We start from the raw sequence: 14,521 nt of genomic DNA, 5'->3' as shown, positions 1-14,521 counted from the left end.
TACCATTAAATTAAGCGAATATGGAAAATAAATATAATATCAGCAAAAAAATAGCCTATCTTACTTTTACAGTAACAGTGCTGTTGGGTTTGTCCTCTTGCGGAACCTATCAAGGTACTTATAATGATGATGGCATATACGCTTCTGAAGATAATGAAAGACAAGTTGTAGTAGAAGAAGCTCGACCTGGAAGTAATAAATATCAAGAGTACTTCAAACGAGAGGCCGAAAGGTATAGCGATATCACAGAAGATGATATTATTACAGATATTGATGACTATGGGTATGAAGACAATATAGAGTATTATGAAGACGGTAGTTATGTTGAAGGAGGTTCTCCATGGGAGTACACAGATGATGTTTCTGTAACTATTTATAATGGTTTTGGTTGGGATGGTTTTTACAATCCATATTTTTATGGATATAGTTATTATCCTTACTATGATAGTTATTATGGGTATGGATATGAGGGGTATTTTGGAGGTTATTACCGTCCTTATTATAGACATGGAGGTTTTTACTCTCCTTTTTATAATCCTTATAGGTATATGCCTTATTATAGGTATAGATATCACAATCCTTATTATTACAATACTAATTTTTATAGAGGTAATTACACATATGGAAGAAGATATGCTTATAGTACAAGTAGATTAGCAAATAGGAATGCTTATAGTAGAAGATCTTCTATAGCTACTAATGATGCAGCTCGACGAATTCAAGGAACTACTACTAGAAGGTCTGTAATTTCAAAAAGTACAGAGAGTATTAGAAGAAGCTCAGATAATATAAGGGGAAATTCTTCAGTGAGAAGAACCACTACTTCACCTAGAACAAGTACAGGTGTGAGACGTACTAATACAAACATTAGAAGGTCTAGTTCTACTACTCCGAGTCAAAATTCAACAATAAGAAGAAGCAGTACTCCAACAAACAATTCAGGAGTGAGAAGTTCAAGTGGGGTTAGAAGAAGCTCTAGTGCGGTTAGACGCGGAAATAATGATTCGCCAACAGCTTTTAGAAGTCAAAGTTCTCTTATTAGACGTTCTTCTTCTTCTGCTGCTTTAAATAGGAGCGTTGTAGGTACTGTTAATAGAAATTCAAGTGCTCAAAGACGTGTAAGAGTGGTTAGTAGAAATGCTGTAAATAGAAGCAGTTCTCCAAATGTAATTAGATCAAAAAATTTATCTCCAGCACGAGTATCAACAAGAACTACTAGTCCAACTAGGAGTCGTAGTGTTTCAAAAAGCAATGTTTCAAGAAGTAGCAGTTCATCTAGAAGCAGTGTGTCTAGAAGCAGTAGTGTTTCTAGAAGCAGTAGTCCATCTAGAAGCAGTAGTGTATCCAGAAGTAGCTCTAGACGTCAATAAAATTCAATAAAATTATTATGAAAAAAATTCTATTTTTAATAGGAGGATTATTATCCTCTGTAGTAATTAATGCTCAAGTTATAAGTAATTTTGATGGAGCAGTATTATTTTCTGATGAAGATATTAATGGAACAGCACGGTTTAATGCTATGAGTGGAGCTTTTGGTAGTTTAGGAGGAGATATGTCTGCTTCGGATATTAACCCTGCTGGATTGGCAGTTTTTTCAAATTCACAAGGAGCAATTACCTTAGGGTATAGAAATACTGATATTTCAACTAATTATTATGGTACTACAACAGATTATTCTGATAATTTTTTAAATTTGGTACAAGCGGGTGGAGTTTTAGTATTTAAACCTTATAACGGTTCAAACTGGACAAAATTTGCAATTGGTTTCAATTATGCATTGGTAAAAGATTATGAAAATGAATTTGAGGTAAATGGGGTAAGTGATGGATTAACAGAGTTTGATGGAGATCCTTATTTAGATGATGTTTATTATGATAATATTGATGGGCATTTTTTTGGAAGTTATACCTCGGGTGAAAATACTAAGTTTACAGTATCTTTTGCTGCAGAATATGATAATAATTTCAGTTTTGGGTTATCGTTGGTTTCACACAAAATAGATCATTTCCAAAAAGGATTGTTTGAAGAGTCAAGTAATGACGGAAATGGAAATTTACTTGATGCTTCATTTTTGCAAGAATTGTATACTTATGGCCAAGGTGTAGGGTTAAATGTAGGTTTTATTGCTAAACCTATTCAAGAATTACGTTTAGGACTAGCACTTCAAACACCAACTTGGTATAATCTTACAGAAGAGTATCGTGATGATTTAGAAATAAAAGTAAGTAATAATTCTAGATTGTATACTGAGTTTTCTGATTTAAATATTTATGAATATGATTTAGTAACACCAGCAAAAGCAACAGGAAGTATTGCATATCTATTTGGAAAAGACGGATTATTAAGTTTAGATTATACTTATAAAAATTATACAAAAACTAAATTAAAACCCAACAGTGATTTTTCTGATACTAATAGAAGTTTTAACAGTGATTTAAAAAATACGTCAGAGTTAAGAATAGGTGGAGAATGGCGTTTTGGTAAAATATTTAGTTTACGAGGAGGTTATTTTTATAAAGAAAGTCCTTTTGAAGATGCTATTGATAGCGATAATGTTCAAGGATTTTCTCTTGGTACAGGTTTTAGTTTTAGTAGAAGCATTAAATTAGATTTAGCATATCAAAAATCTACAAATACTGGGGTTTATGGATTTGCAGAATACTCAAATCCGGCTGAGTTAGATGTTGATCAAGGAAAGTTTACAGCAACTTTGGTAATTGGTTTGTAAATAAATTATTTAGAGTTTTAATACGTTAAAAGCCTAGGTAGTTTTACTTAGGCTTTTTTATGTTAATAACTAATAATGTTCGAGTTTAGTTTTATATATTTGGTCTAACTAATATAAAATACTAACTCAAAATGAAAAAAACAAACAAATTAGTTTTATCAATCCTAATGCTATTGTTTATGCAATTTATAGTTGCACAATCAATATCTATTACAGGAACAGTAACGGACGACTTTGGAGAGACCATTCCTGGAGTAACAGTCCAAATTAAAAATACCGCTAAGGGTGCGGTTACAGATTTTTCTGGAAAGTATACCCTTCAAGCTAATTTAAATGAAGGTAGTAACATACTAGTCTTTAGATCTATTGGTTATTCTACGAAAGAAATTCCTTTTAATTATGAATCTCAGTCTGAAATAGTTATTGACGTAGTAATGGAAGCCGATATTTTAGGCTTAGATGAAGTTGTAATTACAGGTGTTGGAGCTTTAACTGCTAAAAAACAAATTGGAAATGTAATATCTTCTGTTAGTGGTTTAGATGTTGCAGAATCAGCTTCTTTAGATGTTACAGGTGCACTTTCTGGAAAATTAGCGGGTATACAAGTTTCACAAAATTCTGGAGATCCAGCAGGTGGTATTAGTGTTCGTTTAAGGAGTGCGAGTACTGTTAATGGAAGTTCAGACCCATTATACATTATAGATGGTGTTATAGTAAACAACAATTCAACCAACGTTTTGGGGGTAACAGGTGTGGTTCAAAATAGATTGTCTGATATTAACCCTCAAGATATTGATAGAATTGAGGTAATAAAAGGTGCAGCAGCAGCAGCAATATATGGATCAAGAGCAAGTAATGGTGTGGTTCAAATTTTCACTAAAAAAGGAAAAACAGGAGAACCTGTAATTACATTGTCAACCAGCCTTAATTTTAATTCATTACGAAAAAAACGAGATTTTAACGAAGAACCGTTTGATTGGGCATCAAGTGATATTACAGACTTAACTAAGGTGCCAGTGACAAGATATGATTATCAGGATATGGTTTTTCAAAACTCAGTTGGTACAGATAACTATGTTTCCATTGCAGGTGGAATGGAAAAAACTAATTATTTTGCATCTCTTTCTTATTTACAAAATGAAGGGATAATGAAAGGAACTGATTTTGAAAGAATAGGAGGGAGGATAAGAATTAATCAAGATATTAATGATTGGGCTTCTGCCTCAATTGGAACTTATTTTTCTACGAGCAATAGTAATGATACACCAAGTGGAGGTTATGGTTTTGGAATTTTGCCAACCATTTTATTTGCTGATAATAAAATAGACCCTTCTAAAGATGCGGAAGGTAATTATCCGAATTTGACTTTTTATCCAAATATTTTGGAATACATTGAAACTTTTGAATTCCAACAAAAAAATAATAGGATGATTAGTGATTTGCAACTTAACTTAAATCCAGTTGAGGGCTTAAGCGTAAATTATACCTTAGGTTATGATAGTGCTGAGTCTACAGGTACAACATACGTTCCTATTGGAACCAATACAGTTGCATTAGGTAGTGCTAGTACATCTACTATTACTACTAAACAAGTTAATAGTGACTTAAATGCATCTTTTATTACAGATATTAGTGATAAATTTGAATCTACAACTACAGCAGGTTTCTCATGGCAATCAGATGATACAGAAGTAAGAGCTATTTCAGCTACAGGCTTAGCATTGGGGGTAAAAACTACAGATGGAGCTGCTACAATTTCAACGAATGAAAACAGAAGTCAAAGAACATTTTGGGGTGGTTTTGTACAACAAACATTTGGTTTTGATAATAAATTATTTGTAACAGGAGCATTGAGATTAGATGGCTCGTCGGTATTTGGTGCAGATGAAAGAAATCAATTCTACCCAAAAGCGAGTATGTCTTATTTACTTTCGCAAGAAGATTTTTGGCAAAATAGTTTAGGAAGTATTTTTGATAGTTTTAAAATTAGAGCGGCTTGGGGGCAAGCAGGAAACCTAACAGCAATTGGTCCTTTTGATCGACTTTCAAATTACGGTGCTGTAAGTATTGATGGTAGCTCAGGTTTAATTTCCCCAACACAACTTGGAAATCCAGATTTAAAACCAGAAAGACAAACAGAATTAGAATTTGGATTAGACTTAAGCTTGTTTAAAAATAGACTAGGAATTGAGTTAACATATTATAGCCAAGATATTGAAGATCTTTTATTGGCTAGAACATTATCTCCATCTACAGGAGCAGGTTCTAGAATTGAAAATATTGGAACAATGAAAAATAAAGGATTTGAAGCGTTGTTAACTGCAACACCTGTCCAATCTGGAGATTTTACTTGGTCTGTAACAGGAACTTTTTCTACTAATGAAAATGAAGTGAATAATATAGAAGGGGAACAATTTTCAATTGGTAATTTTGGTTTTTCAGTGGCTAAAAACGGACAACCACTTGGTGTATTTTATCAAGGATATTATGCAAGAAATGATGATGGTAGCTTATTGCTAACTCCAGGAGGGCTTCCTCAAAGAGAAAAAGGATCATATGATTCAAATGGTAATCCTATTCCAGAAAGAGATGCTTCCGGACAACCTAGTGGAGCTAATTTAAGTAAAGTAATAGGTGACCCTAATCCTGATTTTATTGCCTCCTTAATAAATGAAGTTACGTTTAAAAATTTCTCATTTAGAATGCAGTTAGATGCAGTACAAGGTGTTGATGTATTAAGTTGGGATACTAGAATGTATTATCGTTTTGGAGGAGGACCTCAAACTGCTAGTGAGTTAAGAGGCGAAAGTGTTAGAGGTACAGGAGCAGCTAAGTTTGGTATAGCAGAATCTTATATAGAAGATGGTTCTTATGTGAAATTAAGAGAGCTATCAGCTTCTTATTTATTAAAAGATCCTTTAAAAGGCATTGATAATGTAAAATTTACATTGACTGGTCGTAACTTATTATCTTTTGACAACTTTTCAAGTTATGATCCTGAAGTAAATATGGATGGTCAAAGTAATGGATCTAGAGGAGGAGTAATGGGATTAACCCCAATACCAAGAGTAATAAAGATAGGACTAACAGCAACATTTTAATATATAAAAGATGAAAAATTCAAAAACATATAAATTTTTAATCGTTTTACTAATTACCAGCTTTTTATTTACTGGATGTGAAACGGAATTTGATAATCCTAATAACCCTAGTGAAGAGGTTGTATTAGGAACAAAAGAAGGTCTTTTTGCATTAAGCATAGGTATTAGACAATATTATTCTACAGCAACTTTAAGACAAGTAATAGAAGCTCCTGGAATAACAACTAGAGAATTAGGAGTTACCAATACTTTTTTAAATATAAATGAACTAGCAAGAGGTGGGGCAGAATTACCTTCAGAAAGTGGAGGTATTACTAATCCTTGGGTTAGTTTGCTCAAAACAAAAGGAATGGCAGAATCATTAATTGAAGGGGCAAATAATGTTGAACTAACAAGCGGTACAAGAAGTGGACTTATTGCTTATGGTAATTTGTTTAAGGCAATGAGTTTGGGTTATATGATTCAAATGTACGAGCAAGCTCCAATTAACAATGCTGCAGATGGTGCAGCCCCTTTCAGTGATAGAGCTACTGTTTTGGCTGAATGTATAAGGTTATTAGAAGATGCCCGTGACGGTCTTACTACTTCGCCAATGTCACAAGAATTTGAATCAAAAGTACTTTGGTCTAATTTTGATATGCTAAAAACGATAAATGCTTTTTTGTCTAGATATCAATTGATTGCAGGAAATTACACAGAATCTATTTCTGCTGCTGATGCTGTTTTAAACTCTACAAGTACAGTAAATTCAATGTGGGTTTATGATGCTAACAATCAGAACCCTATTTGGAATAGAACGGTGAATTCTGATGATTTAAATCCTCAATCAAATTTTGGATTACAAGGAGCGTATATTCCAGAAGCAGGAGATGGTCGTGTGAGCTTTTACTTAGGAGCTGCTGCAGGAAATGCTAATGCAGATGCAGGAGGTCAACCTCTAAGTGAGATGCTTGGTTTTTTTGAAACGGGTACCACTCCAATACCTATTTATCTTCCGGGGGAAATGATGTTGAATAAGGCAGAAGCTTATGCCAGAACAGATCAACTTGATAAAGCGGTTATTCAATTAAATTTAGTGAGACAAAAAAATAATGATCCTTTAGGTGTTAATGCAAATCTTGGGGCTTGGACTGGTAATGAATCTAGTAAAACAGATATTTTAGAAGAAATTTATAAAAATAGATGTATTGAAATGTTTTTAACAGGTATGCGGTTAGAAGATAGTAGAAGATTTCATCCTGACTTTGTTGTTCCTATGGAAACAAATACTACCAATGAGAGAAATAGAAATTTTTATCCCTATCCGTTTATAGAGCGAGAAAATAATCCTAATACTCCAGCCGATCCAGTTATCTAAAATTAATTTTAATTAAATAACAGAAAAGCGTATTTAAGATGAATTTTTGTATTTTAAATACGCTTTTTTTATAGTAAATTTAAACTCAAATCAACATTAATATGAAACCAGTTTTAACAGGTCTGGATGTTTTAATACAAGACAAAACACTTCAAGAAAAATATACAGGTAATGTGGCTTTATTATGTCATAATGCTTCTATAGATTCAACATATATACCAGCTGCATTAAAATTTCAAGAAATTTTTCAGTCTCGATTTATTAAGTTATTCGGGCCACAACATGGTTTTTCTACCGATGCTCAAGATAATATGATTGAAACTGATCATTTTATTCATCCTTATTTTAATATTCCTGTATATTCTCTTTATTCAGAAACGAGAATACCTACTGATGAAATGCTTGAAGGGATAGATCATTTATTTGTTGATTTACAAGATGTAGGTTGCCGAATGTATACCTACATTTATACTCTTACTCTTATTTTAGAAAAATGTGCAAATAGAGATATTCAAATTGTTGTACTTGATAGACCTAATCCACTAAACGGAGTAGCTATTGAAGGCAATATTTTAGATATGGAATTTGAGTCATTTATAGGGCGACATCCTATCCCAGTAAGACATGCAATGACTATTGGAGAAGTAGCCTTAATGCATCAAAAATTTTGGGCAAAAAAGAAAGCTAATTTAGAGGTAATTAAAATGCAATATTGGAAACGAGAAATGTATTATGAAGATACAAAGTTACCTTGGCTTTTACCTTCTCCAAATTTGCCTCGTTCTGAAAGTGCTTTTACTTTTCCTACAACAGTTCTTTTTGAAGGGACGCTTTTAAGTGAAGGAAGAGGAACTACACAATCATTAGAAATTGTTGGACATCCAAAAATAGAACCCTATTCTTTTTTTACATCTCATTTATCAAATTGTATAAAAAATTCTAATTTAAAAGGGTTTGCCATTAGACCAATAACGTTTCTCCCAACCTTTCAAAAACAAGCAGATATCGTTTGTGGTGGTTTTCAAATACATGTAACAGATAAATCTTTATTTAAACCTTGGAGAGTAGGTCAACTTTTAATGCGAGAAATTTATCATTATTTAGGCGACAATTTTCAATGGAAACAACCTCCATATGAGTATGATTATATCCATCAACCTATTGATATTATCAATGGTTCTGATAAATTAAGGCATTGGGTAGTGAATAATGAACCTTTAGAAAAACTAGATACTTTTGAACATTTAAAAGACTATAAAGAGCAACTCAATCAAATTAAAATATATTAAGTGATTATAACTGTTTAGGCTCTCTTAAAGCTTTAACATCTTTATCATAGTGGATAAAAATATTGGCATAAATTAATCTTGCTAATCGTAAGGTTAACGGTGTAAACAATACAAGTAATACAAAAATACTTATAAAAATGGTCATTAAATCCAAGCCAATAAAATATAATATTATAAAAGTTATAATAGACATGCCTACAGTTAAAGCATAAGAAACATACATGGCCCCATAAAAAAATGAAGGCTCTATTTCGTATTTAAGTCCGCAATTAGGGCAATTAGGGTTCATTTTTAATACCTTTTTTAAGTGTAAAGGATTATTATCTTCAAAAAATGCACCTTCATGGCATCTTGGACATTTATTGGTAACTATACTGTAAATTTTACTTCCCTTTCCAAACATATTTATTGTTAAATATAAATGATACTTTTGCAAATGTAAAATATTATAAATTCATAATTGTAACAAAAGATGCTTAATGCACATAATATAACTGTTTCTTTTTCTGGAGAAGATTTGTTTTCTGGCATAACCTTTAAGTTGGTAGGTGGAGATAGAGTAGGACTTGTAGGGAAAAACGGAGCAGGAAAATCTACCTTGCTAAAGGTAATTTCTAAAGAACAAGAGTATGACACAGGAACACTAGCTTTAGAAAAAAATCTAAAAATTGGCTTTTTAAAACAAGATATAGATTTCGTTTTTGGAAGAACAGTATTAGAAGAAGCCTATGAAGCTTTTACTGAAATAAAAGAAATAGAAAAAAAATTAGAAGAAGTAAACCAAGCGTTGGTTGAAAGAACCGATTACGAAAGTGAAGGTTACCATCAATTAATGGTAGATTTAAGTGATTTAACGCATCGTTTTGAACTGATTGGAGGATATAGTTATCAGGGAGATACTGAGAAAATATTACAAGGGTTAGGTTTTAAACGTCAAGACTTTAATAAACTAACAGATACGTTTTCTGGGGGATGGAGAATGCGTATTGAACTGGCAAAGCTTCTTCTTCAAAATAATGATATTTTATTATTAGATGAGCCTACAAATCACTTGGATATAGAGTCTATTATTTGGTTAGAAGAGTTTTTAAAAGGGTATCCTGGAGCTATTATGTTGGTTTCGCACGATAAAATGTTTTTAGATAATGTAACCAACCGTACTATTGAAATTTCTTTGGGTAAGATTTATGATTATAAATATCCATATTCTAAATATTTAGTGCAGCGAAAAGAATTGAAAGAAAAGCAATTGCAAGCTCAAAAAAATCAAGAGAAAGAAATTGAACGTACAGAGCAATTGATTGAGAAATTTAGAGCTAAAGCAAATAAAGCCTCTATGGCACAATCGTTAATTAAAAAACTAAATAAAGTTGAGCGAATTGAGGTTGATGTAGATGATAATGCTGTAATGAAAGTGCGATTTCCGATGTCGGTTCATCCAGGAAAAATAGTGGTAGAAGCTAAAAATGTGGCTAAACATTATGGAGATAATCAAGTACTTAATAATGTAAATTTATTGATAGAGAGGAATAGCAAGATTGCATTTGTTGGTCAGAATGGACAAGGAAAATCTACATTGGCAAAAATGATAGTAGGTGAAATTCCTTACCAAGGAGATCTAAAATTAGGGCATAATGTTCAAATAGGCTATTTTGCTCAAAATCAAGCGGAATACCTTGATGGAGAAAAAACAGTGTTGCAAACTATGGAAGATGCTTCTAATGATGGCAATCGTGTAAAAGTACGTGATATGTTAGGTGCATTTTTATTTGGAGGAGATGATGTGGAAAAGAAAGTGAAAGTACTTTCTGGTGGTGAGCGTAACCGTTTGGCTTTATGTAAAATGTTACTTTCTCCATTTAATGTATTGGTAATGGATGAGCCTACCAATCACTTAGATATTGCCTCAAAAAATGTATTGAAACAAGCACTTCAAAATTTCGAAGGAACTCTAATAATAGTATCTCATGATAGAGATTTTCTTCAAGGGTTAACCAAAACCGTTTATGAATTTAAAGATGGTCATATTAAGGAGTATTTAGGAGATATTGATTATTATTTAGAAGAACATAACTTAGAAAATTTACGAGAGGTCGAAAAACGAACCAAAGAAGAAATAAAAGTAGCTGGTTCAAAAAGTACTTCTAAAAATGATTATCTAAAAGATAAGGAACTAAAAAAAATACAAAATAAACTCTCTAAAATTGAAACTGAAATTGCCGATTTAGAAAGAGAGGTAGCTCAAATAGATAAAAAACTAGCCGACGAAAGTCAGTATGAAAAAGTAACCAGTCAACCAGATTTCTTTAAAAAATATCAAGCAAAAAAAGATAAAATAGAGCAATTAATGGAAGAATGGGAAAGTTTACATGAGTTGTTGGAGGGGTAGTTATCTTACGAGAAATATCACACTTACGCACTCAATTATAATAAATTCAAATTAACTCGTGGACTGGATTTTAACGCCAAAGTAATATACAATAGAAAAATAAAAAGCGTTAAAAACACCACAGAATTAAAAGGTATTGATCAGTTTTCCACGTTAAAAATGTTTGCAATACCCGAAAATAATATTTCAGGTAAATTTAGTTTAAGTAAGAAAATAAATCAAATTAAATATGGGTTAGTCGCATCTGGAACGTATAATGAATTCTTTCAAATAGTTAACTCCAATACTTCAAAAAATACTTCAAAAAGTGCATCGCTACTCGGTAAAGTAAGAACATTTTTTAAAAAAGCTCCGAATTTTGAAATAGGGTATGAATATTCTCCATCTAATTACGTAAGTAATTTTTCAAATTCAAAATTTAAGAATAATGAGTTTTTTATTAATCTTGATTATGATTTTTTAAAAGACTTTACTTTAAAAGCAGATTATTCAAGGTTTAATTATCAAAATGAAGATGCGGATTTTAAAAACAAATTCGACGTTGCAAATGCTTCGCTTTTTTATCGAAAAGAAGATAGTCCTTGGGGTTTTGAATTTGAAATTACAAACCTTTTCAACAATCAATTTAGAAAAGAAAATTTTTTTTCAGACTTTTTGATAAGCGACCAAAGTACATTTGTGTTGCCTAGAATTTTGATGTTAAAAATATCTTATAAATTATAATTTATCAAACAATTTTCCATTTTACAGAAATTAAAAAAACAGAATGTAACAAAAGTTTCATATTGAGATGATAAATATCATTTAATAAAATTCTTTTCCTTTTTACTTTTGAAGATAATAATTAAATAAACACTTCAAAATTATGGAAATAGCACAAGAAGTAAAGACAAGAGTTTACAAGTTTGGAAATAAAGTTGCAGATGGTGATAGCACAATGCGGAATTTATTAGGTGGAAAAGGAGCTAATTTAGCAGAGATGAGTAAAATAGGGATTCCTGTACCTCCTGGATTTACAATTACAACAGAAGTATGTACTGAATATAATGAACTAGGACGAGAAGCTGTAGTTCAAATGATAAAGGGAGATGTAGAAGCTGCCATAGAGAATATTGAACAAATTATGAATGCCAAATTTGGCGATAAAGATAATCCTCTATTAATTTCCGTACGATCTGGAGCTAGAGTTTCTATGCCTGGTATGATGGACACTGTATTAAATTTAGGATTAAATGATGATGTTGTTTTAGGATTGGCAGAAAAAACAAAAAATGAGCGTTTTGCTTGGGATTCTTACCGAAGATTTATTCAAATGTATGGAGGCGTAGTTTTAGGAATGAAACCAGAATCAAAAGAAGATATAGATCCTTTTGAGGAAATTATGGAACACCTCAAAGAAAAAAGAGACATTGAATTAGATACTGAGTTTTCTATTCAAGATTTAAAAGATTTGGTATATGATTTTAAAGATGCGGTAAAAAAACGTACAGGTCATGATTTTCCTACAGATCCTTGGGATCAACTTTGGGGTGCGGTAATGGCAGTGTTTAATAGTTGGAATGGAGATAGAGCTGTTTATTATAGAAATATGAATGGTTATCCTGCCGATTGGGGTACAGCGGTGAACGTACAAGCTATGGTTTATGGTAATATGGGTGACAATTCAGGTACTGGTGTTTGTTTTACGAGAGATGCGGGTACCGGGGAAAATATGTTTAACGGAGAATACCTAATCAATGCTCAAGGAGAAGATGTTGTAGCTGGTGTAAGAACTCCACAACAAATTACTAAAATTGGCTCTAAACGTTGGGCAGAATTGGCTAAAATAGAAGAAGATGAAAGAGCAGAAAAGTATCCTTCTTTAGAAGAATTAATGCCAGCTATATTTAATGAATTGAATGAATATCAAGATAAATTAGAGAAACATTATAGAGATATGCAAGATATGGAGTTTACCATACAAGAAGGTAAACTTTGGATATTGCAAACACGGAATGGTAAGCGTACTGGTGCAGCCATGGTAAAAATTGCAAAAGATCTTTTAGATGAAGGGTTAATCAGTGAAGAAGAGGCTGTAATGTCTATAGAACCAAATAAATTAGATGAATTATTACATCCTGTTTTCGATCCTAAAGCATTAAAATCTTCTAATGTAATTGCTCAAGGATTGCCAGCATCTCCAGGTGCAGCTACTGGTAAAATTGTATTCTTTGCAGATGAGGCAGATAAATACAAAAGCAGTATTTTGGTACGAATAGAAACTTCTCCAGAAGATTTAGAGGGTATGAATATTGCGAAAGGAATTTTAACAGCAAGAGGAGGTATGACTTCTCATGCTGCCGTAGTAGCCAGAGGAATGGGTAAATGTTGTGTTTCAGGAGCTGGTGCCTTAAAAATTGACTATAAAAAAAGAACATTAGTTGTAGATGGTAAAGAGTTTCACGAAGGTGATTGGTTGTCTTTAAATGGTTCTACAGGTAATATAATTGAAGGTAAAGTAGCAACTGTTGAACCTGATTTAAGTGGTGAGTTTGCTGAAATAATGAAGTTAGCTGACAAATTCAGTTCTATGCAAGTTAGAACTAATGCAGATTCTCCTAAAGATGCAAAAGTGGCAAGAAGTTTTGGAGCACAAGGTATTGGTTTGACCAGAACGGAACATATGTTTTTTGAAGTTGATAGAATTAAAGCTATGCGAGAAATGATTCTTGCAGATACCGTAAAAGGTAGAAAAGAAGCTTTAAAAGAATTGCTGCCAATGCAAAGAGAAGATTTTGAAGGTATCTTTGAAGCAATGCAAGGTCTTCCTGTAACTGTTAGGTTGTTAGACCCACCTTTACATGAGTTTGTGCCTCATCAATTGGCAACTCAAAAAGATTTAGCAGAAGAAATGCATATTACATTAGAAGCCGTAAAAAGTAAAGTTTCTGAATTGGAAGAGTTTAACCCAATGTTAGGTCATCGTGGTTGTAGATTAGGTATAACGTATCCTGAGATTACAGAAATGCAAACTAGAGCAATTCTTGAAGCGGCATTAAATCTAAAAGAAAGAGGTATAGAAACTATTCCTGAAATTATGATACCTTTAATTGGTACAGTTGCTGAGTTTGAAAATCAAGAAGCTGTGATTAGAGCTACTGCTAATGAAGTTTTTGAAGAAAGAGGAGCTACTGTTAAGTATTTGGTTGGTACCATGATTGAGATTCCAAGAGCTGCATTATTAGCAGATAAAATTGCTGAAAAAGCAGATTTCTTCTCTTTTGGTACTAATGATTTAACTCAAATGACCTTTGGTTATTCACGTGATGATGCTGGTAAGTTTTTACCAATTTATTTAAAGAGAGGAATTTTAAAAGTAGATCCTTTTGAAGTATTAGATAGAGATGGTGTTGGCCAATTGGTACAATTAGGAACTCAAAGAGGAAGAAGTACCAAAGAGAATTTAAAAGTTGGAATTTGTGGTGAGCATGGTGGTGAGCCTAGCTCTGTTGAATTTTGTTATGAAACAGGTATGAACTACGTAAGTTGTTCTCCGTATCGTGTTCCAATTGCAAGATTAGCGGCCGCTCAAGCAGCAATTAAGTCAAATAAATAATTTATTTAAATTTTAAAATAAAGAACCCAAAGTAATTTTTACTTTGGGTTTTTTTTATTGAT

General features: G+C 32.3%; 9 protein-coding genes. 8 read left to right on the top strand and 1 reads right to left on the bottom strand.

Annotated features, from left to right (window positions below; all coding sequences use genetic code 11):
• The first annotated feature begins 20 nt into the window (after positions 1-20).
• The 5 genes from EGM88_RS03480 to EGM88_RS03460 all read left to right on the top strand — a co-directional run bounded on the left by EGM88_RS03480 (position 21) and on the right by EGM88_RS03460 (position 8,475).
• Positions 21-1,370: a hypothetical protein gene (locus EGM88_RS03480; RefSeq protein WP_123896584.1), complete on the top strand. Its 1,350-nt coding sequence runs from the start codon at positions 21-23 to the stop codon at positions 1,368-1,370.
• A gap of 17 nt (positions 1,371-1,387) precedes the next feature.
• Positions 1,388-2,728: an OmpP1/FadL family transporter gene (locus EGM88_RS03475; RefSeq protein ID WP_123896583.1), complete on the top strand. Its 1,341-nt coding sequence runs from the start codon at positions 1,388-1,390 to the stop codon at positions 2,726-2,728.
• Positions 2,729-2,859: 131 nt separating this feature from the next.
• Entirely contained in the window at positions 2,860-5,829 is a 2,970-nt protein-coding gene (locus tag EGM88_RS03470; RefSeq protein ID WP_123896582.1) for a SusC/RagA family TonB-linked outer membrane protein, read from the top strand.
• Positions 5,830-5,839: 10 nt separating this feature from the next.
• Positions 5,840-7,186 carry a RagB/SusD family nutrient uptake outer membrane protein gene (locus EGM88_RS03465; RefSeq protein WP_123896581.1) on the top strand — a complete coding sequence of 449 codons (1,347 nt, stop codon included), beginning with the start codon at positions 5,840-5,842 and terminating at the stop codon, positions 7,184-7,186.
• Between the two features lie 101 nt (positions 7,187-7,287).
• Positions 7,288-8,475: an exo-beta-N-acetylmuramidase NamZ family protein gene (locus tag EGM88_RS03460; RefSeq protein WP_123896580.1), complete on the top strand. Its 1,188-nt coding sequence runs from the start codon at positions 7,288-7,290 to the stop codon at positions 8,473-8,475.
• 4 nt (positions 8,476-8,479) lie between these two features.
• Here the strand turns inward: EGM88_RS03460 and EGM88_RS03455 are convergent, their stop codons facing one another.
• On the bottom strand, positions 8,480-8,878 hold the full coding sequence (locus tag EGM88_RS03455) for a DUF983 domain-containing protein (protein ID WP_123896579.1): 399 nt from the start codon (positions 8,876-8,878) through the stop codon (positions 8,480-8,482).
• 69 nt (positions 8,879-8,947) lie between these two features.
• Here EGM88_RS03455 and EGM88_RS03450 point away from each other — a divergent pair, with 69 nt between their 5' ends.
• The 3 genes from EGM88_RS03450 to ppdK all read left to right on the top strand — a co-directional run bounded on the left by EGM88_RS03450 (position 8,948) and on the right by ppdK (position 14,459).
• Complete coding sequence (locus EGM88_RS03450; protein ID WP_123896578.1) at positions 8,948-10,864, top strand: ABC-F family ATP-binding cassette domain-containing protein; 1,917 nt, start codon at positions 8,948-8,950, stop codon at positions 10,862-10,864.
• A gap of 159 nt (positions 10,865-11,023) precedes the next feature.
• On the top strand, positions 11,024-11,587 hold the full coding sequence (locus EGM88_RS03445) for a hypothetical protein (RefSeq protein WP_123896577.1): 564 nt from the start codon (positions 11,024-11,026) through the stop codon (positions 11,585-11,587).
• A gap of 142 nt (positions 11,588-11,729) precedes the next feature.
• Positions 11,730-14,459 (top strand): pyruvate, phosphate dikinase, encoded by a 2,730-nt coding sequence (gene ppdK / locus EGM88_RS03440; protein WP_123896576.1) that lies wholly within the window; start codon positions 11,730-11,732, stop codon positions 14,457-14,459.
• Positions 14,460-14,521 lie beyond the last annotated feature (62 nt).

It is taken from the genome of Aureibaculum marinum (genome assembly GCF_003813905.1).
Lineage (GTDB): Bacteria > Bacteroidota > Bacteroidia > Flavobacteriales > Flavobacteriaceae > Aureibaculum > Aureibaculum marinum.
The sequence above is the reverse complement of the archived record's forward strand: the minus strand, read 5'-3'. Positions and strand labels throughout refer to the sequence as shown.

What these genes read in the sequence shown, in the direction of transcription:
- EGM88_RS03470 (WP_123896582.1), top strand. Translation starts at nt 2,860, where the DNA reads ATGAAAAAAACAAACAAATTAGTTTTATCAATCCTAATGCTATTGTTT.
- EGM88_RS03480 (WP_123896584.1), top strand. Translation starts at nt 21, where the DNA reads ATGGAAAATAAATATAATATCAGCAAAAAAATAGCCTATCTTACTTTT.
- EGM88_RS03445 (WP_123896577.1), top strand. Translation starts at nt 11,024, where the DNA reads ATGTTTGCAATACCCGAAAATAATATTTCAGGTAAATTTAGTTTAAGT.
- EGM88_RS03465 (WP_123896581.1), top strand. Translation starts at nt 5,840, where the DNA reads ATGAAAAATTCAAAAACATATAAATTTTTAATCGTTTTACTAATTACC.
- EGM88_RS03475 (WP_123896583.1), top strand. Translation starts at nt 1,388, where the DNA reads ATGAAAAAAATTCTATTTTTAATAGGAGGATTATTATCCTCTGTAGTA.
- EGM88_RS03460 (WP_123896580.1), top strand. Translation starts at nt 7,288, where the DNA reads ATGAAACCAGTTTTAACAGGTCTGGATGTTTTAATACAAGACAAAACA.
- EGM88_RS03450 (WP_123896578.1), top strand. Translation starts at nt 8,948, where the DNA reads ATGCTTAATGCACATAATATAACTGTTTCTTTTTCTGGAGAAGATTTG.
- EGM88_RS03455 (WP_123896579.1), bottom strand. Translation starts at nt 8,878, where the DNA reads ATGTTTGGAAAGGGAAGTAAAATTTACAGTATAGTTACCAATAAATGT.
- ppdK (WP_123896576.1), top strand. Translation starts at nt 11,730, where the DNA reads ATGGAAATAGCACAAGAAGTAAAGACAAGAGTTTACAAGTTTGGAAAT.